This is a genomic window from Micromonospora sp. C51, from assembly GCF_018070435.1.
GTDB classification, from domain to species: domain Bacteria; phylum Actinomycetota; class Actinomycetes; order Mycobacteriales; family Micromonosporaceae; genus Micromonospora; species Micromonospora sediminimaris.
In genome coordinates this window covers 66,297-92,406 of the sequence record NZ_JAGPXQ010000020.1, presented here as the reverse complement: position 1 = coordinate 92,406, position 26,110 = coordinate 66,297, and the positions used below count along the sequence as shown (strand labels likewise).

Sequence of the window (26,110 nt, the reverse complement as noted above, 5' to 3'; positions counted from 1 at the left end):
CCCCGCCGTGCGCGAACCGGCACGGCGCTCGACACGGTCGCCCTCGGTGGCGATTCGGGCAGCCGTCGTTCGTCATCTCGGTGCGGGCCCCATGGCCCACACTGGGAGCGAAGGAGACGAGCATGCGTTATGCGCTGCTGATTCACTACCGCGAGCCGGGCGAGGGTGAGCTGTCCGACGAGATCGTCGCCGAGGCGCGGGCGGCCTTCGACGCGTACGGTCGGGCGCTGGTGTCGGCCGGGGTGCTGCTGGCAGCCGACGTGTTGCAGCCGACCGCGGCGACGACGACCGTCACCCGTAGGGACGGTGACCTACGCGTGCAGGACGGCCCGTTCGCGGAGACCAGGGAGGCGCTGGCCGGGGTGTTCCTCCTCGACGTGCCGGACCTCGACGCCGCGATCGGCTGGGCGGAGAAATGCCCGGCCGCGCAGTGGGGCGTGGTGGAGGTACGCCCGAGCGCGACGGCGATCGTCGACGGGAGATGGACGAGCTGACCGTCGGCGACGAGGGGTGGGCAGCCGCGACTGTCGCGGCCCGCGACAGTTACGGGCGGCTGCTCGCCCTGTTGGCCGCGTCGACAGGTGACCTCGCCGCCGCCGAGGACGCCCTGGCCGACGCCTTCGAGCGGGCCCTGCGGACCTGGCCCGACCAGGGCGTGCCGGAGACGCCCGACGGGTGGCTGTTGGCCGTTGCGCGTAACCGGCTGCGGGACCTGTGGAAGTCGGCGCACTGGCAGCGCACCGGGCCGCTCGACGTGGAGCGGGACGCCCCCGTACACCTCGACGACCTTGACCTCGACGCCGTCCCGGACCGGCGGCTGGAGCTGATGCTGGTGTGCGCGCACCCGGCGATCGAGCGGGCCGTGCACACCCCGCTCATGCTCAACACGGTGCTCGGTTTCACGGCCGCCCAGGTCGGCCGGGCCTTCACGGTGCCGGCGTCGACGATGGCGACCCGCCTGGTCCGGGCGAAGCGGCGCATCAAGGCCACGCGGATCGCGTTCCGCATCCCTGACCGCGGCGATCTGCCGGATCGGATGGCGGCGGTGCTGGAGGCGGTCTACGGGGCGTACGTCATTGACTGGACGACGACCGGCCCGGAGACCCGGCAGGTGCCCAGCGAGGCCCTGCACCTGGCCGAGGTGCTGACGACGCTGGTGCCCGACGACCCGGAGGCGCACGGGCTCGCCGCCCTCGTCCAGCTGTCGTCCGCGCGCCTGCCCGCCCGCCTCGACGGAGACGGGCGGTTCGTGCCGCTGGCCGAGCAGGACCCGTCGCGCTGGGACGACCACCTGATCCAACGGGCGTACGCGCACCTGCGCGCCGCGCACGCGCGCGGGCAGGTCGGCCGCTTCCAACTCGAGGCCGCCGTCCAGGCCGTGCACTGCGGCCGGCGGGCGACCGGCACCACCGACTGGCCGGCGCTGCGGGAGCTGCACCGCGCGTTACACGCGGTCGCGCCGTCGCTCGGCGGCGCGGTCGCCTACGCGGTCGCCACCGCCGAGGTCGAGGGCCCGGCGGCCGGGCTGGCCCGGCTCGACGAACTGCTGGGCAGCGTGGGCGACCGGGCCCGCCGGTTCCAGCCGGCTCGGGCCGCCCGCGCCCACCTGCTCGAACGGCTCGGCCACCACAGGGAGGCGGTCGCGGCCTACGCGAGCGCGATCGACCTCACCCACGATCCCGCCGAGCGGGCGCACCTCCAGCACCGCCGTTCGCTCCTGCTGGGCTGAACAGTTCCGCTGGCCTCGGCGGTCAGCTGCGGGGGAGGGTGCGCCCGTCGGGCAGCGTGCGACCGCTCAGCAGCGCCACGAGTGAGCCGCCGTCGGCGCGGACAAGCTGGCCCTCTCCGATGCTCCAGGGGATGTCGGACGCCTCCAGCCGGACCCCTGTCACGTCCACCCCGAACAGGGCGCCGTTGGTGGCGGCGAGGTGGTCGAGCACGGTGGTCACCGCCTCCCGTGGTGCGACCGCGGGTCGGCCGAGCGCGATCGTCACATCCAGCGAGTGGATGACGGCGTGGCTCAGGGCACCTGCCGCGCCGCCGCCCGGCGGCTGCCACGCGTGCAGCTCCAGCGATCGAAGCTGACCGATAAGGTCGACGAGTGGCAGCGCGGCGTCCCGCGTCGCCACGGTGTCGGAGAGCACCGTGAAGTCACCGCCGGCCGCCGCCAGCTCGGCGCCGAACTGCTCGGGGGTCAGCCGCACCGGCATCGTCACGTGCGCGATCACCTGGCGTACGAGCCACTTCTCGCACAGCGAGGGTGCGTCCCACGTCGCGACGGTCGCGGCGGCGAGAAGATCGGCGAGCCGCTCGTAGGTTTGTGCCACCCAGAACTGCGGATCGGTCACTGCCTGTCTCCCTGCGTGAGGTGAGCGAGGTGTTTCTCAAGCTTGTCGAGGGAAGTGAGGAAGCCGGCTCGTGCCTCGGGCCGGCGCATCGCCTCAGGCACGTGCCGCTGATGTATGACGACGCACGTGGTGCCGTCGCCCAGGTCATCGAGCGTGCTTGTGGTGTGCATCCCGCTGGCCGGCTCGATCCAGGCCAGCCGTTCGGGCGGCACCACCTCGGTGAACGTGGCAACCATCCGGTGGCTGCCGTTCGTCCCCAGCATCAGGGTCTCGAAGCGGCCCCCCGGCCGAAGCTCGACGATGATGCCGTCGATCGGGGTGTCCATCCCGTGCGGGCCCCAGAACCGCGCGAGTTCGGCGGGCTCGGTGAGGCAGCGCCACACCAGCTCGCGTGGTGCCCGCAGCACCCGCCGGTAGACGAACTCGTCGTTCACCTGCCCTCACCCTGTTGCAGATCGGCGAGGCGGGTTTCCAGCCGGTCCATTCGCGCCGCCCAGGTACGTCGGCTCTACTCGATCCACGAGACGGCCACCGCCAGGGCCCCGGTTCGAGCCGGCACGGCCGGGTCTGCCGGTGCCGGCCCCGGCTGACCAGACCGGACCGCTCAAGGACCCCGATGTGCTGCGACACGGCCTGCATGCTCATCGCGTACCGCTCAGCCAACTCCTTGACCGTCGCCTCGCCCGCGCTGAGCCGGGCGACGATGTCCCGCCTGGTGCGGTCGCTGAGGGCGGTGAACACCGCGTCAAGCCGTTGATCCTCGGTGGTGGTTCCGATGGCGTACTCAAGCATCTGCTTATCAAGCGTCAACTAGAGAAAGTCTCTGTCTGGAATCAGTTCACTCGGCTGGCCAGCGCTGCTGCATCGGTGAGAAGTTCGTTCAGCTCGTCGTCATTGACAGCACCGTTGCCCAAGATATCCAGGATCACCAGTCCCTGGATGCGTCCGGCCATCTGGGGGTCTATGGCCGTCTCGACATCGGGATCCACAGCGGCTCGAATCAGCGTCTCGGCTGCGTTGGCGTCGATTTCCGGGGTGCCAGCGGGGGCTGCCGCTCGCATGTCGGCCACGAAGCGCATGATCTCGCCCGGGGATGTCCGCTCATTGAAGCGCTGGTTGACCGCGAAGTAGAAGACCGCACCGAGGAGGGCTGGGAAGCCGTCCCAGCCGATCTCGTCGAGGCGAGCTTCGATTCGGTCGTTGGCCTCGTGATCGCCTCTGATCATCGTCCGGATGTACTCGACCATCTCAGGGCTGTTCATCAGATCGCTTCCTCTCGCGGTGCTTCTTCGCCATGTTCCAGATACCGCGGAGCCCCACGACGACCGCACCAGCAGCCATGATGACCGACGTCACCGGGTGCTCCAACTGAGGACGGTCCACCGGCGTGCCGGGGTCGGCAGCCGTCGTCGTCGTGGTGCCACCACTCGCTCCCGAGCCCTTCAAGCCTTTTTGCAGCTCGCGAAAGCCTGTGGTGATCGCCTGTTCGGTCTGCTTGAGGGTGTCTTCGGTATCGTCCGCTTTCTTGACGTGCCGGCGGAGGAACGCCTCGCCCCTACGGCTGCGTCCCTCCGCCTCCTCAACCAGGCGGTCCCCGGACGGCGAAGCCGTCTCGTCTGGTTCGGTGGGCGCCGTCCCGGGGGCGATCGTGTCGACGTACGCGGTGATGTTGCGGGCAGCATCAGACAGCAGGCGGGCGTACCGGCCGGCTTTGTCCCGGGCCACCTCGGCGTCCGTGACGGCGGCGCGTAATCGATTGTCGCTGCTTCCACGCTGCACCTCGACCAGCCGCGCCAAGGCCCCTTCGGCGTCCGTCTGGGCGCGCAGCGCGGTGACCGCTGCGGCATCAAGCTTTCCGCGTACGGCGAGAAGCTGCGCGACCAGTTCGGCGATGCTGCCGCTCATCCGAGTCGGCTGAGGTAGTCGCTTGCGTGTTCGGCGGTGTGGTCGAAGCGGCGGCGAGTCGGTTCGACCTCTGCCCTGGCGGCGGCGAGTGCCTGATGGGTGTCGGTCACGTACTGGTGTTGGCTGCCGCTCAGCACGACGTTCGCCATTCGGGTTGCCGCCTCGGCCTCGGTGACGGCATTGTCGAACACCCGTCGTCCCTGGCGCGCGGCTTCGATGGCGGCGCGCAGGGCCGCCTTTACCTCGCCGACACTCATTGTGGTGGTCGGTGATCAGCCGAGGATGCCGACGTAGCGGCGGGCGGCCTCCGAGCTGCCCTGCACGAGGGTCATGGCCTCGGCCATGCGTTGCTTGCTCTGCTCGCCTCGGGCGATGGCCTCGGCGATCGCCGGATGGCCGGTGCCGGCGGCGACGGCACGTAGCCGGGCCAACATCTGCTCGGTGTTCTCGGCGGCGGCGCGGATCTGGTTGATCGTCACGTTGCCCTGCTCGGCTGCCTGCATCAGTGCCGCCTTGACCTCTTCGATGCTGGCCATGCAGTTCCTCCGTCGACGTCCGCGAGCATTGATCACGTCTGAGTAGTCGGACGGACACTATCGGAGATGAACGTGGCGCGCTGCCCGGTGGGGCTACAGGTGGTCGGCTGCGGTTCGCTCCACGTCGGTGATGAATGCTTCAAGCTGTGCTTCGCTGTGGTCGCGGTCCTGGAGCAACGTGCCGAGGAAGACGATCTGCATCTGAAGTGCCGTCTCGGGGTTGAGGTTTTCGATCAGAGTGACCTCGCCGAGCGCTGCCCGTACGAGCCTTCCATCTCCAACGTGGGCAGCGTTTGCGCGTCCGGGAACTGCGACCGCGTCTCGGCGACGGAGCGAGCAACGTCGGTGGGGGAGAGCGATCGCGCGGATCAGGTCGCTGAACTCGGTTCGTACGCTCACTAACTGGTTACCGCGCGCCACCTGAAGAGTGATCAGCGGAAGCGTCGACCTATGGGACAACCGGAAGCCCTGTCCGGACCTGAAACGCACTCGCTCGCTGGTCAGCGTGGACGACGACCGCGATCTTGGACAGTTCCCGTTACGCACTAACGGAAACTGTCCAAGTTTGCGAGGTCGCTGGGCGTGGCACCTCGGAGGTCAGCGGCGGTTGCGGGTGGTGGCGAGGAAGGTGGTCCAGGCGGTGGGGGTGAAGGTGAGGGTGGGACCGTCCGGCTCTTTGCTGTCGCGTACGGCGACGACGCCGGGCAGATTGTCGGCGACCTCGACACACTCGCCGCCGTTGCTGCCACTACGGGTGCTCTTGCGCCAGCGAGCGTCGGTCAAGTCAGCCATGGTGGAACCTACCCGCCGGACGGTGGCCGTGCCGTCGTGGCATCGTAGTCGGGGAGGTGCGGGTGAGCAGGGCGGTCGAGGAGACGAATCGGGCGATGTTGCGCGCCCGGGACGCGATGGACCGGGCGTACGCTCAACCGCTCGATATTCCGACCCTGGCGCGGGTCGCGCACGTCTCCGAGGCGCACTTCATCCGTACCTTCCGGGCCACCTTCGGTGAGACCCCGCACCGCTACCTGCAACGGCGTCGGGTGGAGCGGGCCATGTACCTGCTGGTGCACAGCGACCAGGACGTGACGGAGATCTGCACGGCTGTCGGTTTCGGCAGTCTCGGCACGTTCAGCCGTACCTTCCGGCAGATCGTCGGTGAGTCGCCCACCGACTACCGTAAGCGGCGGACGGCGCCCGCCGCGCCGGTGCCGAGCTGCTTCACGAAGGCGTGGACCAGACCGAGCAGTTTTGGATAAGCAGCAGGTCAGAGCGTTGCACTAGCGTTTCGGGCATGACGATGAACGCGATCAGCCGCTCCCAGATCTACGTCCTCGACCAGGACGAGGCGCTCGACTTTTACATCGGCAAGCTCGGCCTTGAGTTGAACACGGATCAGGATCTCGGCTTCATGCGTTGGCTCACGGTCAACATTCCCGGCGACCGGCAGCGGGAGATCCTGCTGGAGAAGCCGGGCCCGCCGAACCTCGACCCGGCCACCGCCGAGCAGGTCCGCGAACTGCTGTCCAAGGGCGCTGCGGGTGGCTTCCTCTTCATGACCACCGACGACGCCCACAAGACGTACGAGGAGCTGGTCGCCAAGGGTGTCGACATCACCGACGAGCCGATGGAACGGCCGTACGGGATCGACTTCGGCATCCGCGACCCGTTCGGCAACCAGATCCGCATCGGGCAGATGTTCGACCGGAAGGCCGAGCACTGCTGAAGCGCGCAGGTCTAGCCGGCCCCGGCGCCGGTCACCCGACGCCGGGGCCGGCGACATCTCAGCGCCGCAGGTCGAGCCAGACGAGCCGGTGGTCGGAGGTGGGGAAGCCGCCCGGCAGGGCCGGGTCGTAGTCGCCGACCAACCGGAACAGCGGGTCACCCGGCACCGGCCAGAAGATTCCGGTGGCACGGACCGGCAGGCCCCGGCTCGGCAGCAGGTAGTCGACCCGCAGGTTGCCGGGGCTGGTGTCGGCGAAGTCGGCGGTGTCGAAACGCGGATCGCTGCGGTGGTCGAGGTTGGCGCCGCCCTGCCGTCGCGCCGCTGCGGTGCCGCCCGCGCTGGCCGGCACGACCCGGTCGTTGACCCGGGGGTGGTCGAGCAGCTGCAGCGCCGCGCCGGGCAGGCTGTCACCGTCGTACGGGTCGGAGTTGAGGTCCCCGGCGATCACGAAGGCCGCCCCCGGCCGCAACCCGCCGCGGCGCCCGGTGTCGTCGTAGATGTAGCCGGCCCGCCACGGCGAGACGTAGTCGGCCCAGAAGCGGATCTCGTCGTGGTTGCGGCGGCCGTTGCGGTCCTCCGGCCCGTCGAAGACCGGCGGCGTGGGGTGGCTGGCCAGCAGGTGCACGGTACGGCCAGGCAGCCGGATCGGCACGTCCCAGTGGCTCTTGGAGGAGAGCCGCACGTCGGCGAGTTCCTGCCGGGAGTACCAGTCGGCGGGCGCGGGGGTGGCCGGGTCGTCGGGCAGCAGCGCGCCGGGCATGTCCCGCCAGCGGAACGTCTGGAACGTGCGCACTCGGGCCAGGTCGATCGGGTACGCCGAGTAGACCGCCATGCCGTACTGGCCGGGGAAGAGCCCGAAACCGTACGCGTCGTCGGGCCCGCCGACGGTCCCGTCGTTGTTGAGATCGTGTCCGGAGGGGACACCGGTGTTCGACGGGGCCGCGTAGCGGTACGGGTAGCGGATCGCGCGGGTGCCGTTGCGCGGCACGGAGAGGTAGTTGTCCTGGAACAACGCCAACGCCCGCCCGGCCGGGTCGTAGTCGAACTCGTTGATCAGCAGCACGTCCGGGCGTACCCGCTGGATCACCTCGGCGACGTTGCCGGCCTGCGCGTCGTCCCGCCCGGACAGGTCGGCGACCAGCCCGCCGGCGACGCCCCGGTTCAGCGAGGCGTTGTAGGTCGCCACCCGCAGCGCGCCCGGTTGCCCCCTACCCGCACTGGCCGGTGACGCCACCACGACCGCCGCCGTCGTGGCGAGCAGCGCCGCCGTGATCGCGGCGCTGACCTTTCGCTTCGCACCCATCGACACCCTCCCGATCCACGATCAACGATCGCCACGCTACCGGGAGCGGCATGACGCCAGGGTGAACCGTGATCGACGATCCGCCGAGTCCCACGGGAGCCCTCTCCCTCGGTTCACAGTGGACCCAGGACGTCGTGCGGGTCGGCGTCCAGGGCGAGCGTGTCGAGTACCGCCAGTAGCTGGCGTTCCTCGTAGCGGAAGTGGCTTTCCATGACGGCTGCGATGCCCTCGACGTGGCGGTCGAGTTCGGCCGGGGAGGCGGAGCGATCCACGGCAGCCTGCAACCCCGCGATCAGATGCGCGATCATCGAGTGGTCCTGTTTCAGCTGGCGCAGGGTGTCGCGCAGTTCCGGATGGGCGGCGGCGATCGCGGGGAACAGTTCGCGATCCTCGCCCTCGTGGTGCCCGGTCAGCGCGGCACAGAAGCCGTGACAGAACAGCAGCAGGTCGCGGGTGGCTGGTCCGGCCGCCTCGCCACTGGCCAGTGCGTTTCGGGTGAGGTGCAGGGCTTCGCGTAGCCGATCGTGCACGCTGCGAAGCTCGTGGCTCCAGGCGACGAGCCTAATCTTCTCGCCCTCAGTCACTGGAGGGCGAAGGCAACGACTGCGTCATCGTCGTGGTCCTTCGTATCCGGCGCCTCCATGCCTGACACGGTCTGCCACCGACACGCGACGCTGCCTCCACGCTACCCGAGCCGGGGCGGTTACGAGGGCCCGGATGACCCGCCACCGGGGGCGGGCCATCCGGCCGGTCACTCGGGGACGCGGCGGTAGGCGCCGTCGCTGGCCGAGGTGGCCATCGAGGCGTACGCGCGCAGCGCCGCCGACACCGGACGCTGCCGGTCGACCGGGGTGTACGGGCGGTCCCGCTTCTCCTGGGCGACCCGGCGGGCGTCCAGCACGTCGGCCGGCACGTTCAGCTCGATCGAGCGGGCCGGGATGTCGATGACGATCTCGTCACCCGGCTCGACCAGCGCGATCAACCCGCCGGAGGCGGCCTCGGGGGAGGCGTGCCCGATGGAGAGCCCGGAGGTGCCGCCGGAGAACCGGCCGTCGGTCAGCAGCGCGCAGGCCCGGCCCAGCCCTCGTCCCTTGAGGAACGAGGTGGGGTAGAGCATCTCCTGCATGCCGGGACCGCCCTTCGGCCCCTCGTAGCGGATCACCACCACGTCCCCGGCGACGATCTCCTTGGCCAGGATGGCGGTCACCGCGTCGTCCTGCGACTCGTAGACCTTTGCCGGGCCGCGGAAGGTCAGGCACTCCTCGGGCACCCCGGCGGTCTTCACCACACAGCCCTCCGGCGCGAGGTTGCCGTAGAGGATGGCCAGCCCGCCATCGGCGGTGTACGCGTGCTCCCGGTCCCGGATGCAGCCGCCGGCCGCGTCGGTGTCCAGCGACGACCAGCGGTTGGTGGTGGAGAACGGCTCGGTGGTGCGCACCCCGCCCGGTGCGGCGTGGAACAACTCGATCGCCTCGGGCCTGGCGGTGCCGGCGCGCACGTCCCAGTCGGCCAGCCAGCCCTCCAGGGCGGGGGAGTGCACCGCGTGCACGTCCCGGCGCAGCAGGCCGGCGCGGTCGAGTTCGCCGAGGATGGCCGGGATGCCACCGGCGCGGTGCACGTCCTCCATGTGGTACTGCGGCGAGTTCGGGGCCACCTTGGCCAGGCAGGGCACCCGGCGGGAGATGGCGTCGATGTCCGCCACGGAGAAGTCCAGCTCGGCCTCGCGGGCGGCGGCCAGCAGGTGCAGGATCGTGTTCGTCGACCCACCCATCGCCACGTCCAGGGCGACGGCGTTCTCGAACGCGGCCCGGGAGGCCACCTCGCGGGGCAGCACCGAGGCGTCGTCGCCGTCGTACCACCGCTTGGCGATCTCCACAGCGGTGCGGCCGGCCTCGACGAAGAGCGACCGGCGGGCGGCATGGGTGGCCAGCGTCGAGCCGTTGCCCGGCAGCGCCAGCCCGATCGCCTCGGTGAGGCAGTTCATCGAGTTCGCGGTGAACATGCCGGAGCAGGAGCCGCAGGTGGGACAGGCGGACCGCTCGATCTCACCGAGCTGCTCGTCGGTGACGGCCTCGTTCGAGGAGGCGATCATCGCGTCGATCAGGTCGATCTTGCTGTGCACGATCCCCTCGATCGCCACCGTCTTACCGGCCTCCATCGGGCCGCCGGAGACGAACACGGTGGGGATGTTCAGCCGCAACGCGGCCAGCAGCATGCCCGGGGTGATCTTGTCGCAGTTGGAGATGCAGACCAGAGCGTCCGCGCAGTGCGCGTTGACCATGTACTCGACCGCGTCGGCGATCAACTCCCGGCTGGGCAGGGAGTAGAGCATGCCGCCGTGGCCCATGGCGATGCCGTCGTCGACCGCGATGGTGTTGAACTCCCGGCCCACCCCGCCGGCCTCCGCCACCGCGTCGGCGACCAGGCCGCCCATGTCCTTGAGGTGTACGTGGCCCGGCACGAACTGGGTGAAACTGTTCGCGATGGCGACGATCGGCTTGCCGAAATCGTCGTCGGTCATCCCGGTGGCCCGCCAGAGGGCCCGGGCACCGGCCATCGTCCGACCGTGCGTGGAGGTCTTCGACCGCAGCTCAGGCATGTGTACCAGTCTGACACCGACGGCGCGGCCCGGACACCGGCGTCGCGCCGTGTCCCAACAGATGCACACCCGATCCCCACAGCGGGCATCGATCCGGCAGAGTTGAGGTCGTGCACACACCCCCGGCCATGATCGGCGCTGCGGTGCTGAGCGCGCTGATCGCCCTGACGGCCGGCGTGCTGCTCGCCGCCGCCGTCCGGCGCCGGGTCGCACCGCACCGTCCGGCGTACGCGGTGCTGGCCGTCGGTGGCGCGTTCGCGGTGGTGACCGCGCTGGTCGGGGCAGCCGTCGCGGTGACCATGAGCGAGCACTGGGCACACGAGCAGCACCAGCGGACCACCTGGGCCACCCTGGTGGCGCTCGGCACGGCCACCGGCGGCCTGCTGTTCTGCTTCGGCCTGCTCCGCCTGCCCGGGGTGACCGGGTCGGTGCCCTCGGCGGCCCGGCTCGCGCTGGACGGCGTGATCGTGGGCGCCGCGCTCTGGTTCGTCGGCTGGGTGCTGTTCTCCGAGCCGACCCGGCTGCTCGGCGACGCGACGCCGACCGCCTGCCCGTCGATTCTGCTCGCCTCGGTCAGCGCGGCGTTGAGCGCCGGCCTCTCCGCGATCATGGTGCTCCGGGCGCCCCCGCCCCGACGCTGCCTGGCTGTGCTGGGCACCGGCATCACCGCCGCGTCGGTGGGCGGGTTGGGGGTCGCGGCCGGGCTCTGCCAGGCCGGACCGGCACTGGCGCTGGCCGGTGCGGTGGTGCTCGCCGTGGGGCTGTTGATCGCCGCGGTCGCGGCCTACCGCATCGATCCGCCGGGCCAGCTCGCCATCGACGTGATCCGGCACGACGGCGAGTACGCCTTCGTGCCGATGGGCGCCATGGCCGCCTCGGCGATGTACCACCTCCTGCAGGACGGCCGGTTCGACGGGTTGGCCATCGCCGCCGGCAGCGTCGAGGGCTTCGCCCTGGTCGCCCGGCAGTACCTCACCCTGCACGACGTGCGGGCCTACGCCCGCCGGCTGGCCGACCGGGAGGCGCACTTCCGGCAGCTCGCGCACACCGACGCGCTCACCGGCCTGGCCAACCGTCGCGGCCTGCTGCGGGCCCTGCACCGGTGCGCCGAGGAGCGGGTGCCGTGCGTACTGCTCGGGCTGGACCTGGACGGTTTCAAGAACGTCAACGACATGCGGGGCCACGACGTCGGCGACACCGTCCTGGCCGAGGTGGGCCGGCGGCTGCGTGGCAATCTGCGCCCCGGCGACCTTGCGGCCCGGCTCGGTGGTGACGAGTTCGCGGTGCTCATGCACGGCGGCCCGGCCGGGGCGGGGGTGGTCGCGGAGCGGCTGTTGCGGGTCCTCGGTGGCGCCTACGAGCAGCCCGAGGCACCCGTCTTCCTCTCGGTCAGCATCGGCCTGGCCGGCTGGGCCGATGAACCCGACGTCGAGCTGCTGCTACGGCACGCGGATCTGGCGCTGCGCTACGCCAAGCAACGTGGCAAGAACCGGATCGAGCGCTACGACGGCGCGTACGACCGGCTGCTGCGCCGGCGCACGACGCTGGAGCATGAGCTGCGCGGCGCGATCGAGCGCGACGAGCTGCGGCTGGTGTTCCAGCCGGTGGCCTCCCTGCCGTCGGTACGCCCGGTCGGCGCGGAGGCGCTGCTGCGGTGGCGTCACCCCGAGCTGGGCAACGTCCGGCCGGACGAGTTCATCCCGCTCGCCGAGGAGAGCGGGATGATCGCCAAGCTGGGGGCCTGGGTGCTGCACCAGGCCTGCTATCAGCTGTCCCGCTGGCTGGCCGAGGGCCACGACGTCTGGGTGTCGGTGAACGTCTCCCCGCGTGAGCTGCACGCCCCCGAATACGTGGTACAGGTCGCCGAAGCGCTGCGCGCCCATCACGTGCCGCCGCAGCGGCTGGTGCTGGAGATCACCGAGCACGCGGTCGCCACCGACGTCGACGAGCTGATCCGGCGGCTGACCGCGCTGCGGCTGACCGGCGTGCGGATCGCCCTGGACGACTTCGGTGCCGGCTACTCCTCGCTCAACCAGCTCCGCCGACTCCCGATCGACATCCTCAAGATCGATCATGGGTTGGTGGCCGAGCACGAGCCGGTCCAGCCGGAAGGACGTGACGGCCCGGCCTTCGCCCCGATGGTGGACATCGTGATGCGGTTGGGCCACCAGTTCGGCCTTGAGGTGATCGCCGAGGGGGTCACCACGCCCACCGAGATGGCCGCGGTGGTGGCCGCCGGCTGCCGGTTCGGCCAGGGCGCGCTGTTCGGCTGGGGCGTACCGGCCGAGCACCTGGAGGCGATGCTGGACGCGGCCACCTCGCCGGGTGCCCGTCCGGCCCGTCCCACGGCGGGCGCCCCACTCCCGCGACCCGTCGGGCCGCCCGCCCCGAGGCGGAGTGAGCGCCTCTCCGGGCAGGTCATGCCCGGTCCGATCGGCGTGCCAGACGGCGACGCGCCGACGTCCGTTAACCAAAATGTGGGATCAGTTGACTCATCGCATGAGATGCGTCAGGCTTGAGCCCATGTCGTCGTACCGGTCGCTGCGAGTACTTACCTGAGCGCACTCTCCCTGACTGAGAGTGCGCTGGCCCCGTGCATCTGGCACGTGGGCCTTTTTCTTGCCGTCGAACCAATCGAACGCTGGCCCCGCCCGCGTTCCACAGTGTGAGCAGCCCCACCCACTCCAGCCGAAGGCCAACCGCCATGACGAGACCCACGCCCGAGACGCTCGCCCATTCCGCCCGGCGCGCCCGCACCGCCGCCGAGGCACCGGGTGACGCCGACCACGCCCGCGCCGCCTCGCCGGCCGTCCCGGTGGCGCGTCCCGCCCCGGCCCAGGTGTCCGGTGCCGGCTCACTGGTGCGCTCCCTGGAGGCACTCGGCGTAGACGTCGTCTTCGGTATCCCGGGCGGCGCGATCCTGCCGGCGTACGACCCGCTCTACGACTCGACCGTGCGGCACATCCTGGTCCGGCACGAGCAGGGCGCCGGCCACGCCGCCACCGGTTACGCCCAGGCCACCGGCCGGGTCGGGGTGTGCATCGCCACCTCCGGTCCGGGCGCGACGAACCTGGTCACCCCGATCGCCGACGCGTACATGGACTCGGTGCCGCTGGTGGCGATCACCGGTCAGGTGGCCCGCCCGTCGATCGGCACGGACGCCTTCCAGGAGGCGGACATCCAAGGCATCACGCTGCCGATCACCAAGCACAACTTCCTGGTGCAGGAGGCCAGCGAGATTCCCCGGGTGCTGGCCGAGGCGTTCCACCTGGCCTCGACCGGGCGTCCCGGGCCGGTCCTGGTGGACATCCCCAAGGACATCCTTCAGGCGCCGACCACCTTCGCCTGGCCGCCCACCCTGGACCTGCCCGGTTACCGGCCGACGCTGCACCCGCACGGCAAGCAGATCCGCGAGGCGGCACGGCTGATCGGCGCCGCCCGCCGACCGGTGCTCTACGTCGGCGGCGGCGTGCTCAAGGCCGGTGCCACCGAGGGGCTGCGCCGGCTGGCCGAGCTGACCGGCATCCCGGTGATCACCACGCTGATGGCGCTCGGCGCGTTCCCCGACTCGCACCGGCAGCACCTGGGCATGCCCGGCATGCACGGCACCGTCGCCGCGGTCTACGGGCTGCAGAAGGCCGACCTGATCGTGGCGCTGGGCGCCCGGTTCGACGACCGGGTCACCGGAAAGCTGGACTCCTTCGCGCCGGACGCCACCATCGTGCACGCCGACATCGATCCGGCGGAGATCGGCAAGAACCGGCACGCGGACGTGCCGATCGTCGGCGATGCCCGGCACGTCATCGACGAGCTGGTCGCGGCGGTCACCGCCGAACGCGCGGCGGGGCGTACCACCGACATCGCCGACTGGTGGACGCAGTTGGACGACCTGCGCGAGCGCTACCCGCTGGGCTACGAGGAGCCGTCGGACGGCACCCTCTCGCCGCAGTACGTGATCAAGCGACTGGGGGAGATCGCCGGTCCGGACACGATCTACGTTGCCGGTGTGGGCCAGCACCAGATGTGGGCCTCCCAGTTCATCTCGTACGAGAAGCCGCAGACCTGGCTCAACTCCGGCGGCCTCGGCACCATGGGCTACGCGGTGCCGGCGGCGATGGGCGCCAAGGTGGGGCGGCCGGACACGGTGGTCTGGGCGATCGACGGCGACGGTTGTTTCCAGATGACCAACCAGGAGTTGGCCACCTGCGCCCTGGAGGGCATCCCGGTCAAGATCGCCGTCATCAACAACGGCAACCTCGGCATGGTCCGGCAGTGGCAGACGCTGTTCTACAACGAGCGCTACTCCAACACGGAGCTGGGCACCCACAAGCACCGCATTCCGGACTTCGTCAAGCTGGCTGAGGCGCTCGGCTGCGTCGGGCTGCGCTGTGAGACCGCCGAGGAGGTGGACCGGACCATCGAGATGGCCATGTCCATCAACGACGCGCCGGTGGTCATCGACTTCGTGGTCGGCAAGGACGCCATGGTCTGGCCGATGGTCCCGGCCGGCACCAGCAACGACGAGATCATGTTTGCCCGCGGCGTCCGCCCGGCCTTCGACGAGGACGACATTTAGGTCATGGCCGATTGCACCGAGCGCAGCGAGGGCCATGAGGACATGACAAGGAAGGCACAGCCGTGACCATTCACACCCTCTCCGTCCTGGTGGAGAACAAGCCGGGCGTGCTGGCCCGGGTCTCCGGGCTGTTCTCCCGGCGCGGGTTCAACATCGACAGTCTCGCGGTCGGCGAGACCGAGAACCCCGACGTCTCGCGGATCACCATCGTGGTCAACGCGGAGTCCTCGCCGTTGGAACAGGTCACCAAGCAGCTCAACAAGCTGGTCAACGTACTCAAGATCGTCGAACTGGATCCGGGTACCTCGGTGGCCCGCGAGCTGCTGCTGGTGAAGGTGCGCGCGGATCGCAACGCCCGAGGCCAGGTCCTGGAGACGGTCAACCTGTTCCGGGCCCGGGTGGTCGACGTGGCCGCCGACACCCTCACGATCGAGGCGACCGGCACCCCGGACAAGCTCGACGCGCTGCTGCGCGACCTTGAGCCCTTCGGCATCAAGGAGATGGTCCAGTCGGGCCTGGTGGCGATCGGGCGCGGCTCGCGTGCGATCACCGCCGGCCCGGCCCTGCGGGCCGCCTGACCCCATCTCGGCCCGGTCCGCGTACCCGGGCCGGCCACCAGCCACGACGGGCCGATGCGGCCGCCGTACGAAAGGGAAGTCATGAGCGTTGAGGTGTACTACGACGACGACGCCGACCTGGGCCTGATCCAGGCGAAGAAGGTCGCCGTGATCGGGTACGGCAGCCAGGGCCACGCCCACGCGTTGTCGCTGCGCGACTCCGGTGTCGACGTGGTGATCGGTCTGCCGGAGGGCTCGAAGAGCCGGCCGAAGGCCGAGGAGCAGGGGCTGCGGGTGCTCACCCCGGCCGAGGCGGCGGCCGAGGCCGACGTGATCATGGTCCTCGCGCCGGACACCGCGCAGCGTCACATCTACGCCGAGTCGATCGCGCCGAACCTCAGCGCGGGCAAGGCGCTGTTCTTCGGCCACGGGTTCAACATCCGGTACGGGCTGATCAAGCCGCCGGCCGGGGTGGACGTGGCGATGGTCGCCCCGAAGGGCCCCGGTCACCTGGTCCGCCGGCAGTACGTCGACGGCAAGGGCGTGCCCTGCCTGGTCGCCGTCGAGCAGGACGGCAGCGGCAGCGCGTTCGCGCTGGCCCTGTCGTACGCGAAGGGCATCGGCGGCACCCGGGCCGGCGCGATCAAGACCACCTTCACCGAGGAGACCGAGACCGATCTCTTCGGCGAGCAGGCGGTGCTCTGCGGCGGTGCGGCGGCACTGGTGCAGACCGGTTTCGAGGTGCTCACCGAGGCCGGTTACGCGCCCGAGGTGGCCTACTTCGAGTGCCTCCACGAGCTGAAGCTGATCGTGGACCTGATGTACGAGGGCGGTATCGCCCGGATGCGTTACAGCGTCTCCGACACCGCCGAGTACGGCGACCTCTCCCGTGGGCCGCGGGTCATCGACGGCCGGGTCAAGGAGGAGATGCGCAAGATCCTCGGGGAGATCCAGAACGGCGAGTTCGCCCGCGAGTGGGTGGCCGAGGACGAGGCCGGGCGGCCCAACTACAACAAGTGGCGCAGCGAGGGCGCGGCGCACCCGATCGAGGAGACCGGCGCGAAGCTGCGCGGCATGATGAGCTGGGTGGACCGGCCGATCACCGAGACCGCCTGAGCGCTTTCCCCAACGGCACCCGACCCCGGCGTTCTCCCCGACGCCGGGGCCGGGTGCCGTGCTGTCTCCATCCGGCTAACGATCGTTAACACGCACGTCACGTCCGGTTTGTGAGGGCCCTCACCCCACTCTCCGGGGCGCGCCGGGCGGCCCGCGCCCTACGATCGCGGGTAGGTGCTCCAGGCGGCACCTGACGGCCATGGCCCGGAGCGCGCCGGGCGCAGCGCAGCGCCCAGCCCCCGGCCGACCGCTCTGACGACATCTACGAGGACCAATGACTCCTGTCGTACTGATCGCCGAAGAACTCGCCCCCGCCGCCATCGAGGTGCTCGCCCACGACTTCGACGTCCGGCACGTGGACGGCACCGACCGCCCGGCCCTGCTCTCGGCGCTCTCCGAGGCCGACGCCGTCATCGTCCGTAGTGCCACCCAGATCGACGCCGAGGCGATCGCCGCCGCTCCCCGGCTCAAGGTCGTCGCCCGGGCCGGTGTCGGCCTGGACAACGTCGAGGTGCCGGCCGCCACCGCACGGGGCGTCATGGTCGTCAACGCACCCACCTCCAACATCGTCTCCGCCGCCGAGCAGGCCGTCGCGCTGCTGCTCGCGGTCGCCCGCAACACCGCCAGCGCCAGCGCAGCGCTCAAGGCGGGGGAGTGGAAGCGGTCGAAGTACACAGGTGTGGAGCTCCAGGGCAAGACCGTCGGCGTGGTCGGTCTCGGCCGTATCGGCGTGCTGTTCGCCTCCCGGATCGCCGCCTTCGGCACCCGGCTCATCGCCTACGACCCGTACATCCAGCCGGCCCGGGCCGCGCAGCTCGGCGTACGCCTGGTGGGTCTGGAGGAGCTGCTGCGGGAGAGCGACTTCATCTCGATCCATCTGCCGAAGACCCCCGAGACGGTGGGCCTGATCGGCGAGAAGGAGCTGTCCATCGTCAAGCCGGGCGTACGGATCGTCAACGCTGCCCGGGGCGGGCTGATCGACGAGCAGGCCCTCGCCGACGCGCTCGCCGAGGGCCGGGTCGCCGGTGCCGGGGTGGACGTCTACGCCAAGGAGCCGTGCACCTCCTCGCCGCTGTTCGCCTTCGACAACGTGGTGGCCACCCCGCACCTGGGCGCCTCCACCGCCGAGGCCCAGGACAAGGCCGGCCTGGCGGTCGCCAAGAGCGTGAAACTCGCCCTTCAGGGCGAGTTCGTGCCGGACGCGGTGAACGTGCAGGCCGGCGGCGTGGTCGCCGAGGACGTCCGGCCGTTGCTGCCGCTGGCCGAGAAGCTCGGCCGCGCCTTCACCGCGGTGGCCGGCGGGGTCGCCGCCAGCGTCACCGTCGAGGTGCGGGGCGAGATCGTCGAGCACGACGTGTCGGTGCTCAAGCTCGCCGCCACCAAGGGGCTGTTCAGCTCGGTGGTCGAGGAGCAGGTGACCTACGTCAACGCGCCGCACCTGGCCGCGCAGCGCGGGGTGGAGGTGTCGCTGGACACCCAGACCGAGACCGCCGACCACCCCGTCCTGGTCACCGTGCGCGGCGCGCTGCCCGACGGCCGCACGGTCACTGTCTCCGGCACCGTCACCCAGACTGGCACCCGCGACGTCATCAAGCTGACCGAGGTGGACGGCTTCGACGTGGAGATCGGCGCCGAGGGCATCCTGCTCTTCCTCCGCTACGCCGACCGCCCGGGCGTGGTCGGCACCGTCGGCACCCTGCTCGGCCAGGCCGGCGTCAACATCGCGGCGATGCAGGTGGCTCGCCGGGAGGCCGGCGGTGAGACGCTGATGACCCTCACCGTGGACCAGGCGCTCGGTGCCGACCTGCTCACCTCGGCCGCCGACTCGATCGGCGCCACCTCGGCCAGCGCTGCCGACCTGCGCGACGAGTAGCCCACCCGAACGCTCCAGACACGCCACGACGGGGCCCGGCCTACGGCCGGGCCCCTCGTCATCCGAGCGCCGAGCACCAGGCGTTCGGGTTGTCGCGTCCGCCGTGGCGGCGGCTGCCGGACTGACCGTAACGCCGCCCGACCCGCGTCAGCCGCGATGCCGTCGTGGGTCTGCCGTCGGCCCGGCGGGTCGGTCAGCCGGGCAGCCGGACCCCGGGCGGCGGGTACACCGAGCCGTCCTGGGCGTCGAACAGCATCAGCCGATGCTCGCCGGCCAGTCGCTCGATGTCGAGCAGCACCTGGTCGGGGCAGGCCGGGTCCAGGTTCAGCTCGATGTGGTCGGCCGCCTTGTGCAGCGGCGCCACCGCCCAGGGAGTGTTCGGGCCGGCCGGCTGGTCGGGGTAGCGGGCGGTGATCGCCCGGTAGAAGGCCACACATCGTGGGTCCGGTTGACGCTCGTGGTGCCGGCCGCTGCGGCACTGCTGCACCGCCGCTCGTACATCCTCGGGCGTCGCCCCGTCCGCCAGGGCCCACACGCTCAGATCGAAACTCACGGCGGACAGCGTGCCATCTGCGGTTCACCTTGTCGAAAGGGCCCTGCCGCAGGCGATGGCCGGAGTACCAGGTTTGCGCAGATGCTCCCCTGTGGAACCCTTGCCGCGAAACGCGTCAATTCGATAACGTACGGGTGCGGTCACCTGCCGAGCACGTGGCGCCGGCCCGTCTTCGGGTGGCGAGGTCGACGCCAGGCCGAGCGGCCCGCACCCCTCGATTGCGCGAGCCACGCGCACTCGTCGTCGATCGGCCTCCACGGTCGTTGCCGCGACCGTGGTGGCCGATCGCTGTTCCTGCCGCCGGTGGCCGGCTGACCGCCGCCGCAGCCTCCGCCGGCCACGCAGGGATCCTGCTGCTCAGCGCGGTGCGGCGAAGAGCACCCGGTAGTCCGACTCGGGGCGGAACCAGGCCAACCCGGCCGATCCGGCGGCGTAGAGGGCGGTGGCGTAGGCGTCGGCGACCGCGAGGTCAGGGCCGATCACGGTGGCGGCGACCAACTGCCCGGCCGGCTCGCCGGTGTGTGGGTCCACCACGTGACCCTGTCGTCCGGTCACCCCGGAGGTGCCGAGCGCACCGGCCGTCATCTCCAGCAGCAGCGGTGCCCGGCGCCGGTCGGTGGGGTGGTGCACCGCGACCCGCCACGGGCCACCGTGCGCGGCCTGGCCGCGTACCACCAGGTCGGCACCGGTGAGCACGGCGTAGTCGTGGATGCCGGCCTCGCGCAACCGGGCTGCGGCCCGCTCGACCGCCCACCCGCCGAGCAGGCCGCCCGGGTCGAAGCCGCCGGGCACCGCCCACGCGTCGAACCAGCCGTCCGTGGCCGCGCGCATCGCGGCGCAGCGGTCCACCAGGTCGGTCAATGGCGGGTACGACTCGGCGCTGATCTCGCCCCGGCGCAGCCGGGACACCAGGCTGTCCGGGCGGTTCGGGCCGTACGTCAGGTCGATCGCCCGCAACTCGGCCACCGCGTCGCGCAGCGCCTCGCCGGTGCCGCGCCGGCCCAGCCACTCGGGGGCGTTCAGCAGCAGGGTGTACGCCGCGGTCGAGGTGCGGACGGTGTGCCGGACGGCGATCCGGTCCCCGGCCACCAGATCGGCGCGGTCCGGCCGTTGCTCCCGGGCGCCCAGTCGCAGGTCGGGCCGGCGGAAGCGGAAGACCGTTGGGTCCACCCAGCGGGTTCGTGGTTGTTCATCGGTCCACATCGCGTCCGTCCCCTCCTCGGCGGGTGCCGCCCCGTCGCAGCGCTCGCCCGGGCCCAGCCCGTCACGATCACGCTAGGCAGCGGAGATGACCGAGCCATGAATGCCGCCTGGGAAGCTGCTGTGCGTCACCGAATTCCCGAAAGATGGAACACTCGTACCGGGGGGCGGGACGGCGGCGTACCGTCGAGCCATTCGAACGAAGGAGCTGACGGACGTGGCACGGATCGCGGTGGTGGCCGGGGACGGGATCGGCCCCGAGGTGGTCGCGGAGGCTCGCAAGGTCGTCGACGCGGTGCTGCCCGGTGTCGAGGTGACCGAGTACGACCTCGGTGCGGCACGTTACCACCGTACCGGCGAGGTCCTGCCCGATTCGGTGCTCGACGAGTTGGCCGGGCACGACGCGATTCTGCTCGGCGCGGTGGGCGATCCGACCGTGCCGCCCGGCGTGCTGGAACGCGGTCTGCTGCTCAAGCTGCGCTTCGCCTTCGACCAGTACGTCAACCTGCGCCCGTCGCGGCTCTGGCCGGGCGTGACCAGCCCGCTCGCGGCGGTCAAGCCGGGTGAGGTCGACCTGGTGGTCGTCCGGGAGGGCACCGAGGGTCTGTACGCCGGCGCCGGCGGCTCGCTGCACCGGGGCACTCCGGCCGAGATCGCCACCGAGGAGAGCCTGAACACCCGGCACGGTGTGGAGCGGGTGATCCGGGACGCCTTCGCTCGCGCGGCCCGGCGCGAGCGGCGCAAGGTGACGTTGGTGCACAAGACGAACGTGCTGACCCACGCCGGCTCGCTGTGGTCGCGCACCTTCGAGGCGGTCGCCGCCGAGCACCCGGACATCGCCACCGAGTACCAGCACGTCGACGCCGCGGCGATGTTCCTGGTCACCCAGCCGCAGCGGTACGACGTCGTGGTCACCGACAACCTCTTCGGCGACATCCTCACCGACATCGCCGCCGCCGTCACCGGCGGCATCGGGTTGGCCGCCAGCGGCTCCATCAACCCCGACGGGGCGTACCCGTCGATGTTCGAGCCGGTGCACGGCTCCGCGCCGGACATCGCCGGTCGCGGCGTTGCCGACCCGGTTGCCGCTGTGCTCTCGGCGGCCCTGCTGCTCGACCAACTCGGGCACGCCGACGCCGCCGCCCGGATCACCGCTGCGGTCAGCGCGGAGTTGGCCGCCCGGAGCCCCGAGGTAGCGGTACGTACCGTTGAGGTGGGCGACCGGATCGCGGCGCAGGCCGCTGGCTGAACCGGTCGTCTCCCACTGGCCGTCGACGCTCCGCCGCTCCGGCCAGGCAGGGAGCGGCGGCCACCACCGATGATGTGCCACCTGTCCACCGGTGGACCTATCCGCTGAACGACCGTTCGGGGTAGGTTTCTGGCACAAACAATGTTTCCGGCGTGCGGTCGGCGCATGCCGTCGTCCCCCAGGGAGGTCAGCGCGATGAGCGGTGGTGACAAGATCGATTTCGAGATCCGTCCGAACCCCGCACCGGTATCCGCCACCGACCGGGCTGCGCTGCTGGCAAACCCCGGGTTCGGCCGGGTGTTCACCGACCACATGGTCACCATCCGCTACGCCGACGGCAAGGGCTGGTACGACGCCCGGGTCGAGGCGCGAGCGCCGATCCCGATGGATCCCGCCAGTGCCGTGCTGCACTACGCGCAGGAGATCTTCGAGGGCATGAAGGCGTACCGGGCGACCGACGGCGGAGTGACCATGTTCCGCCCGTACGCCAACGCGGCCCGGTTCAACACCTCCGCCGCCCGGATGGCCATGCCGGCGCTGCCGGAGCAGACCTTCGTGGACTCGCTGCACCGGCTGATCGAGATCGACCGGGAGTGGATTCCCGACGGCGCCGACGGCGGCAGCCTCTACCTGCGGCCGTTCATGTTCGCCAGCGAGGTCTTCCTCGGCGTCCGCCCGGCCAACGAGTACCTCTACTCGGTGATCGCCTCGCCCGTCGGGGCGTACTTCTCCGGCGGGGTCAAGCCGGTGACGGTCTGGGTCTCGCCCGACTACACCCGGGCGGCGCCCGGCGGCACCGGCGCGGCCAAGTGCGGCGGCAACTACGCCGCCTCGCTGGCTGCCCAGGCCGAGGCCCTCGAACACGGCTGCGACCAGGTGGTCTTCCTCGATGCCGTGGAGCGCCGGTACGTCGACGAGCTGGGCGGCATGAACGTCTTCTTCGTCTACGACGACGGGTCGATCGCCACCCCGCCGCTGACCGGCACGATCCTGCCCGGCATCACCCGCGAGTCGGTGCTCACCCTGGCCTCGGCAGCCGGGCACCGGGTCGAGGAGCGACCGGTGACCTTCGACGACTGGCGGACGGACGCCGCCAGCGGCCGGCTGCGCGAGGTCTTCGCCTGCGGTACCGCGGCGGTGATCACGCCGATCGGGCAGGTGCGCTTCCCGGACGGGGAGTTCGCCGTGGCCGGCGGGGAGCCGGGCACCGTCACCATGGCGCTGCGCCAACAGCTCGTGGATCTTCAGCGGGGCAAGGCGGAGGACCCGCACAACTGGGTCCACCGCGTGTTCTGAGTGGTCGTCGGGGCCCCGTCGTCACGCCGAGCGTGGCGGCGGGGCCCCTGCACTGCCCAGACCGCGCCCATGAAGCTCGCGCGGGCACGGTCTCGGTGCCTACCGCACTAGGTCAGCAGGTGGTCGCGCAGGGCGGCGAGCTGCTCGTCGGTGACCCCGGCATGCCGCAGGTAGTCGTCGACCGAGCCGTGCCCCTCCCGGATCTCGGCCAGGAAGAGCAGCATCGTCTCGGCCGGTGAGGACAGGTACGGCATGGGCAGCTCGGGCACCTCGGGATGGGCCGTGGCCACCCAGGCGGCGAAGCGCTGTGAGGCCTCGGTGCTCAACGCGTAGTCCGCTGCGATCTCGGCGTCCTCGACGCCGAGCACCGCGAGGGTCAGGCCGCAGACGATGCCGGTGCGATCCTTGCCGGCGACGCAGTGCACCACCACCGGTGCGTTCGCGCTGTCAGCGATCAGGCCGATCGCCTCGGCGAGACCGGCGGTGCCGGTGCGGGCCAGGTCGGCGTACCGGTCGGCCAGGTAGCGGGCCAGATCGGTGTCGGGCTGGTACGGCCGCTCCTCCCAGTGCGCGTGCTCCGGGTGGATGTGCCGGTAGGTGAGGCCGTCGAAGTCGGGAACCCGGCCGTATCGCTCGACCTCCTGCGGGCGGCGCAGGTCGACCACGGTCCGGACGCCGAGCGCGGCGAACGCCTCCCGGTCGGCCTCATCCATCCCGTGCAGCGAGTCGGAGCGGTAGAGCCTTCCGGTACGGACGGCCCGTCCGTCCAGGCCCCGGTAGCCGCCCACGTCCCGGAAGTTGAACATCCTGGTGAAGGGGATTCTGCGAGTCTGCTCAGTGGCGTCCATCCGGACACGGTAACGGCCGGTGGAACAGCGTCCCACCGGCCGTCACGTTGTCGGGTGCCCTACCGCAGCGGGCCACCGGGCGGGATGGCCGTGTACGTGTCGTTGTAGTAGCCGCCGAGCTTGTCCCGGTAGGCCGGGTCGGTGGCCGTCTCGTCGTACTCCGGCGCCGCCTTGATCTGATCCTTGGTGCGGTCGACGAAGACCTTCTGCTCCTCGTGATCGACGTGGTTCACCGTGCCGGCCGGCAGCATGACCTTCTTACCGAAGATCCATGGCCCGGTGTCCACCACCAGGTAGCTGGCGTTGACCTCGGCGCTGTCACTGTCGATCTTGCCGATCGAGCCGTCGCTGGCCTCCACCTTGTAGCCGACCAGGTTTGCGCCGGCCACCCCGGCCTCGTCCCGGTAGCTCCAGGGGTCGAAGGCGCCGGCGGGGGTGCCGCCCGCGACGACGCTCTGGTCGACGGCGCGCAGCTCCGGGTCCGGTGTGGCGTTCGTGGTGTTCGGGTTGAGCCTGTCCATGGGATGTCTCCTGCCCCGGCCGTGGTGGGCCGTCTCGGAGGAAGGTGTTTCGTTGTCCCGAAAGCTCCTACCCCTGGACGGGCGGTCTACACCAGGAAAACCACCCGGCACAGGCGTCACCCGCTGTCCCGGGATGTGGATTGTGCCTCCCAAAAGCGACCCGGAGGTGGCAGAGTACCGATCGTGACCAGCACCGCCCGCATTATTGGCAACTAGCGCGCCGGCTTTCCCCTCGCCGAGCGCGCAGACCTCCCGCAGCCGCGGGGGGTCTTTTTGTTGCGCTGGCCGGTGCCTGACGAAGGGATCACCATGACGTTTCAGGTCTACGACACCACGCTGCGCGACGGCGCCCAGCGCGAGGGGCTCAGCTACTCGGTGGTCGACAAGCTCGCGGTGGCCCGGCTGCTCGACGAGTTCGGGGTCGGGTTCATCGAGGGCGGATGGCCGGGCGCGGTGCCGAAGGACACCGAGTTCTTCCGTCGGGCGCGCACCGAACTCGACCTCAGGCACGCGGTGCTTGTCGCGTTCGGCGCCACCCGGCGGGCCGGCGCGGTGGCCGCCGACGATCCGCAGGTGCGGGGTCTGCTCGACGCACAGACCCCGGCGATCGCCCTGGTCGCCAAGGCCGACCTGCGGCACGTCGAGCGGGCGTTGCGCACCACCGCCAAGGAGAACCTGGCGATGATCCACGACACGGTGGCCCACCTGGTCGCCGAGGGGCGTCGGGTCTTCGTCGACGGCGAGCACACCTTCGACGGTTACCGGCACGATCCGGCGTACACCGCGTCGGTGGTGGAGACCGCGCTCGCGGCGGGCGCCGAGCGGTTCGTGCTCTGCGACACCAACGGTGGAATGCTGCCGTCCCAGGTGACCGCCGCCATCGTCGACCTCACCGACCGGATCGGCGTCGCGCCGGAGCTGCTCGGCATGCACGCCCAGAACGACACCGCCTGCGCGGTGGCCAACACCATCGCCGCCGTCGAGACCGGGGTCCGTCACGTGCAGGGCACCGCCAACGGGTACGGCGAGCGGCCCGGCAACGCCGACATCTTCGCGGTCGTCGCGAACCTCCAACTCAAGCTCGGGCTGCCGGTCCTACCGGAGGGCTGCCTGGAGCAGATGGTGCGGGTCTCCCACGCCATCGCCGAGATCGCCAACATCGCCCCCGACACCCATCAGGCGTACGCCGGGGCTGCGGCCTTCGCTCACAAGGCGGGGCTGCACGCGAGCGCGATCAAGGTGGATCCGCTGCTCTACAACCACGTGGAGCCCGAGGTGGTCGGCAACGACATGCGGATCCTGGTCACCGAGATGGCCGGCCGGGCCAGCATCGAGCTGAAGAGTCGCGAGCTGGGGTTGGATCTGGCCGGCCATCCGGAGACCCTGTCCCGGGTCACCAACCGGGTCAAGGAGCTGGAGGCCGGCGGATGGTCGTTCGAGGCCGCCGATGCCTCGTTCGAGCTGCTGGTCCGCTCCGAGCTGCCGGACGCCGCGCCGGTGCGGCCGTTCGCGCTGGAGTCGTACCGGGTGCTGGTCGAGCACCGCGAGGACGGCGCGGTCGTCTCCGAGGCGACCGTCAAGATCAGGGTACGCGGGGAACGGGTGATCGCCACGGCCGAGGGCAACGGGCCGGTGAACGCGTTGGACGAGGCCCTCCGCGTCGGCCTCGGCCGGCACTACCCGGAGTTGCGGGACTTCGAGTTGGCCGACTACAAGGTGCGGATCCTGGAGGGCAGCCACGGCACCGGCGCGGTCACCCGGGTGCTGGTCGAGACCGCCGACGGGCGGGGCGGCGGTTGGACCACCGTCGGCGTACACCCCAACGTGGTCGAGGCGAGCTGGCACGCCCTGGTCGACGCGCTGACCTACGGGCTGGACCGCGCCCGGGTGTAGCCCGCGCTCGG

Annotated in this window: 27 protein-coding genes and 1 pseudogene; 13 read left to right on the top strand and 15 right to left on the bottom strand. The window is 71.0% G+C overall.

The features are described 5' to 3' along the window. Window positions 1-122 precede the first annotated feature (122 nt). Both KBX50_RS20075 and KBX50_RS20070 read left to right on the top strand, forming a co-directional pair. Window positions 123-494 (top strand): YciI family protein, encoded by a 372-nt coding sequence (locus KBX50_RS20075; protein ID WP_210938803.1) that lies wholly within the window; start codon window positions 123-125, stop codon window positions 492-494. Then, window positions 482-1,729 (top strand): RNA polymerase sigma factor, encoded by a 1,248-nt coding sequence (locus tag KBX50_RS20070; RefSeq protein WP_210938801.1) that lies wholly within the window; start codon window positions 482-484, stop codon window positions 1,727-1,729. Before KBX50_RS20075 ends, KBX50_RS20070 begins: the two co-directional genes overlap by 13 nt. Window positions 1,730-1,751: 22 nt before the next feature. Here KBX50_RS20070 and KBX50_RS20065 read toward each other — a convergent pair whose 3' ends face one another. From KBX50_RS20065 to KBX50_RS20035, 7 genes and pseudogenes are all read right to left on the bottom strand, one after another. Beyond that, window positions 1,752-2,348 (bottom strand): maleylpyruvate isomerase family mycothiol-dependent enzyme, encoded by a 597-nt coding sequence (locus tag KBX50_RS20065; RefSeq protein ID WP_210938799.1) that lies wholly within the window; start codon window positions 2,346-2,348, stop codon window positions 1,752-1,754. Then, entirely contained in the window at window positions 2,345-2,782 is a 438-nt protein-coding gene (locus tag KBX50_RS20060) for an SRPBCC domain-containing protein (RefSeq protein ID WP_210938797.1), read from the bottom strand. The genes KBX50_RS20065 and KBX50_RS20060 overlap by 4 nt, the downstream gene beginning before the upstream one ends. A gap of 160 nt (window positions 2,783-2,942) precedes the next feature. Further along, window positions 2,943-3,140 (bottom strand): annotated as a pseudogene (locus KBX50_RS33650) (ArsR/SmtB family transcription factor); the annotation flags it as partial. A 41-nt stretch (window positions 3,141-3,181) separates the two neighbouring features. Beyond that, window positions 3,182-3,610 carry a hypothetical protein gene (locus KBX50_RS20050; protein WP_247674045.1) on the bottom strand — a complete coding sequence of 143 codons (429 nt, stop codon included), beginning with the start codon at window positions 3,608-3,610 and terminating at the stop codon, window positions 3,182-3,184. Continuing rightward, window positions 3,597-4,253 (bottom strand): hypothetical protein, encoded by a 657-nt coding sequence (locus KBX50_RS20045; RefSeq protein ID WP_210938795.1) that lies wholly within the window; start codon window positions 4,251-4,253, stop codon window positions 3,597-3,599. Before KBX50_RS20045 ends, KBX50_RS20050 begins: the two co-directional genes overlap by 14 nt. Next, window positions 4,250-4,510 carry a hypothetical protein gene (locus KBX50_RS20040; protein ID WP_210938793.1) on the bottom strand — a complete coding sequence of 87 codons (261 nt, stop codon included), beginning with the start codon at window positions 4,508-4,510 and terminating at the stop codon, window positions 4,250-4,252. Before KBX50_RS20040 ends, KBX50_RS20045 begins: the two co-directional genes overlap by 4 nt. Window positions 4,511-4,525: 15 nt before the next feature. After that, entirely contained in the window at window positions 4,526-4,789 is a 264-nt protein-coding gene (locus KBX50_RS20035) for a hypothetical protein (RefSeq protein WP_210938791.1), read from the bottom strand. Between the two features lie 66 nt (window positions 4,790-4,855). On the opposite strand from KBX50_RS20035, the gene KBX50_RS20030 reads away from it, so the two are divergent. Beyond that, window positions 4,856-5,191, top strand: a complete 336-nt coding sequence (locus KBX50_RS20030; protein ID WP_210938789.1) for a hypothetical protein — start codon at window positions 4,856-4,858, stop codon at window positions 5,189-5,191. 195 nt (window positions 5,192-5,386) lie between these two features. Here KBX50_RS20030 and KBX50_RS20025 read toward each other — a convergent pair whose 3' ends face one another. Continuing rightward, window positions 5,387-5,581 (bottom strand): DUF397 domain-containing protein, encoded by a 195-nt coding sequence (locus KBX50_RS20025; RefSeq protein WP_210938788.1) that lies wholly within the window; start codon window positions 5,579-5,581, stop codon window positions 5,387-5,389. Window positions 5,582-5,643: 62 nt separating this feature from the next. Between KBX50_RS20025 and KBX50_RS20020 the strand changes: the two genes are divergently transcribed. Both KBX50_RS20020 and KBX50_RS20015 read left to right on the top strand, forming a co-directional pair. Beyond that, window positions 5,644-6,048: a helix-turn-helix domain-containing protein gene (locus tag KBX50_RS20020; RefSeq protein ID WP_210938786.1), complete on the top strand. Its 405-nt coding sequence runs from the start codon at window positions 5,644-5,646 to the stop codon at window positions 6,046-6,048. Between the two features lie 35 nt (window positions 6,049-6,083). Beyond that, window positions 6,084-6,515 (top strand): VOC family protein, encoded by a 432-nt coding sequence (locus tag KBX50_RS20015; protein ID WP_093401766.1) that lies wholly within the window; start codon window positions 6,084-6,086, stop codon window positions 6,513-6,515. Between the two features lie 58 nt (window positions 6,516-6,573). Here KBX50_RS20015 and KBX50_RS20010 read toward each other — a convergent pair whose 3' ends face one another. From KBX50_RS20010 to ilvD, 3 genes are all read right to left on the bottom strand, one after another. Further along, window positions 6,574-7,818: an endonuclease/exonuclease/phosphatase family protein gene (locus KBX50_RS20010; protein WP_210938784.1), complete on the bottom strand. Its 1,245-nt coding sequence runs from the start codon at window positions 7,816-7,818 to the stop codon at window positions 6,574-6,576. Between the two features lie 113 nt (window positions 7,819-7,931). Further along, window positions 7,932-8,402 (bottom strand): hemerythrin domain-containing protein, encoded by a 471-nt coding sequence (locus tag KBX50_RS20005; RefSeq protein ID WP_210938782.1) that lies wholly within the window; start codon window positions 8,400-8,402, stop codon window positions 7,932-7,934. Window positions 8,403-8,569: 167 nt separating this feature from the next. After that, window positions 8,570-10,417, bottom strand: coding sequence for a dihydroxy-acid dehydratase (gene ilvD / locus KBX50_RS20000; protein WP_210938780.1), 1,848 nt, complete (start codon window positions 10,415-10,417; stop codon window positions 8,570-8,572). A 110-nt stretch (window positions 10,418-10,527) separates the two neighbouring features. Between ilvD and KBX50_RS19995 the strand changes: the two genes are divergently transcribed. From KBX50_RS19995 to serA, 5 genes are all read left to right on the top strand, one after another. Next, complete coding sequence (locus KBX50_RS19995) at window positions 10,528-12,936, top strand: bifunctional diguanylate cyclase/phosphodiesterase (RefSeq protein ID WP_210938778.1); 2,409 nt, start codon at window positions 10,528-10,530, stop codon at window positions 12,934-12,936. Between the two features lie 185 nt (window positions 12,937-13,121). Next, a complete protein-coding gene (locus KBX50_RS19990) occupies window positions 13,122-14,993 on the top strand; it encodes an acetolactate synthase large subunit (RefSeq protein ID WP_210938776.1) in 1,872 nt (623 codons plus the stop codon). 62 nt (window positions 14,994-15,055) lie between these two features. Next, a complete protein-coding gene (ilvN, locus tag KBX50_RS19985; RefSeq protein ID WP_169598313.1) occupies window positions 15,056-15,571 on the top strand; it encodes an acetolactate synthase small subunit in 516 nt (171 codons plus the stop codon). Between the two features lie 81 nt (window positions 15,572-15,652). Further along, window positions 15,653-16,666, top strand: coding sequence for a ketol-acid reductoisomerase (gene ilvC, locus KBX50_RS19980; RefSeq protein ID WP_210938774.1), 1,014 nt, complete (start codon window positions 15,653-15,655; stop codon window positions 16,664-16,666). A gap of 274 nt (window positions 16,667-16,940) precedes the next feature. Beyond that, window positions 16,941-18,539, top strand: coding sequence for a phosphoglycerate dehydrogenase (serA, locus tag KBX50_RS19975; RefSeq protein ID WP_210938772.1), 1,599 nt, complete (start codon window positions 16,941-16,943; stop codon window positions 18,537-18,539). A 193-nt stretch (window positions 18,540-18,732) separates the two neighbouring features. Here serA and KBX50_RS19970 read toward each other — a convergent pair whose 3' ends face one another. Both KBX50_RS19970 and KBX50_RS19965 read right to left on the bottom strand, forming a co-directional pair. Then, window positions 18,733-19,092, bottom strand: coding sequence for a hypothetical protein (locus KBX50_RS19970; protein ID WP_210938771.1), 360 nt, complete (start codon window positions 19,090-19,092; stop codon window positions 18,733-18,735). Between the two features lie 357 nt (window positions 19,093-19,449). Beyond that, window positions 19,450-20,295 carry an FAD:protein FMN transferase gene (locus KBX50_RS19965; RefSeq protein WP_210938770.1) on the bottom strand — a complete coding sequence of 282 codons (846 nt, stop codon included), beginning with the start codon at window positions 20,293-20,295 and terminating at the stop codon, window positions 19,450-19,452. Window positions 20,296-20,509: 214 nt separating this feature from the next. On the opposite strand from KBX50_RS19965, the gene KBX50_RS19960 reads away from it, so the two are divergent. Together KBX50_RS19960 and KBX50_RS19955 are read left to right on the top strand one after the other, a co-directional pair. Next, window positions 20,510-21,541 (top strand): 3-isopropylmalate dehydrogenase, encoded by a 1,032-nt coding sequence (locus KBX50_RS19960; protein WP_210938769.1) that lies wholly within the window; start codon window positions 20,510-20,512, stop codon window positions 21,539-21,541. A 195-nt stretch (window positions 21,542-21,736) separates the two neighbouring features. Continuing rightward, window positions 21,737-22,837 (top strand): branched-chain amino acid aminotransferase, encoded by a 1,101-nt coding sequence (locus KBX50_RS19955; protein ID WP_210938768.1) that lies wholly within the window; start codon window positions 21,737-21,739, stop codon window positions 22,835-22,837. 107 nt (window positions 22,838-22,944) lie between these two features. Here KBX50_RS19955 and KBX50_RS19950 read toward each other — a convergent pair whose 3' ends face one another. Together KBX50_RS19950 and KBX50_RS19945 are read right to left on the bottom strand one after the other, a co-directional pair. After that, window positions 22,945-23,685 carry a tyrosine-protein phosphatase gene (locus KBX50_RS19950; protein WP_210938767.1) on the bottom strand — a complete coding sequence of 247 codons (741 nt, stop codon included), beginning with the start codon at window positions 23,683-23,685 and terminating at the stop codon, window positions 22,945-22,947. Between the two features lie 59 nt (window positions 23,686-23,744). After that, complete coding sequence (locus KBX50_RS19945) at window positions 23,745-24,206, bottom strand: PRC-barrel domain-containing protein (protein WP_210938766.1); 462 nt, start codon at window positions 24,204-24,206, stop codon at window positions 23,745-23,747. A gap of 309 nt (window positions 24,207-24,515) precedes the next feature. On the opposite strand from KBX50_RS19945, the gene cimA reads away from it, so the two are divergent. Next, window positions 24,516-26,099, top strand: coding sequence for a citramalate synthase (cimA, locus tag KBX50_RS19940; protein ID WP_210938765.1), 1,584 nt, complete (start codon window positions 24,516-24,518; stop codon window positions 26,097-26,099). Window positions 26,100-26,110: the final 11 nt, after the last annotated feature.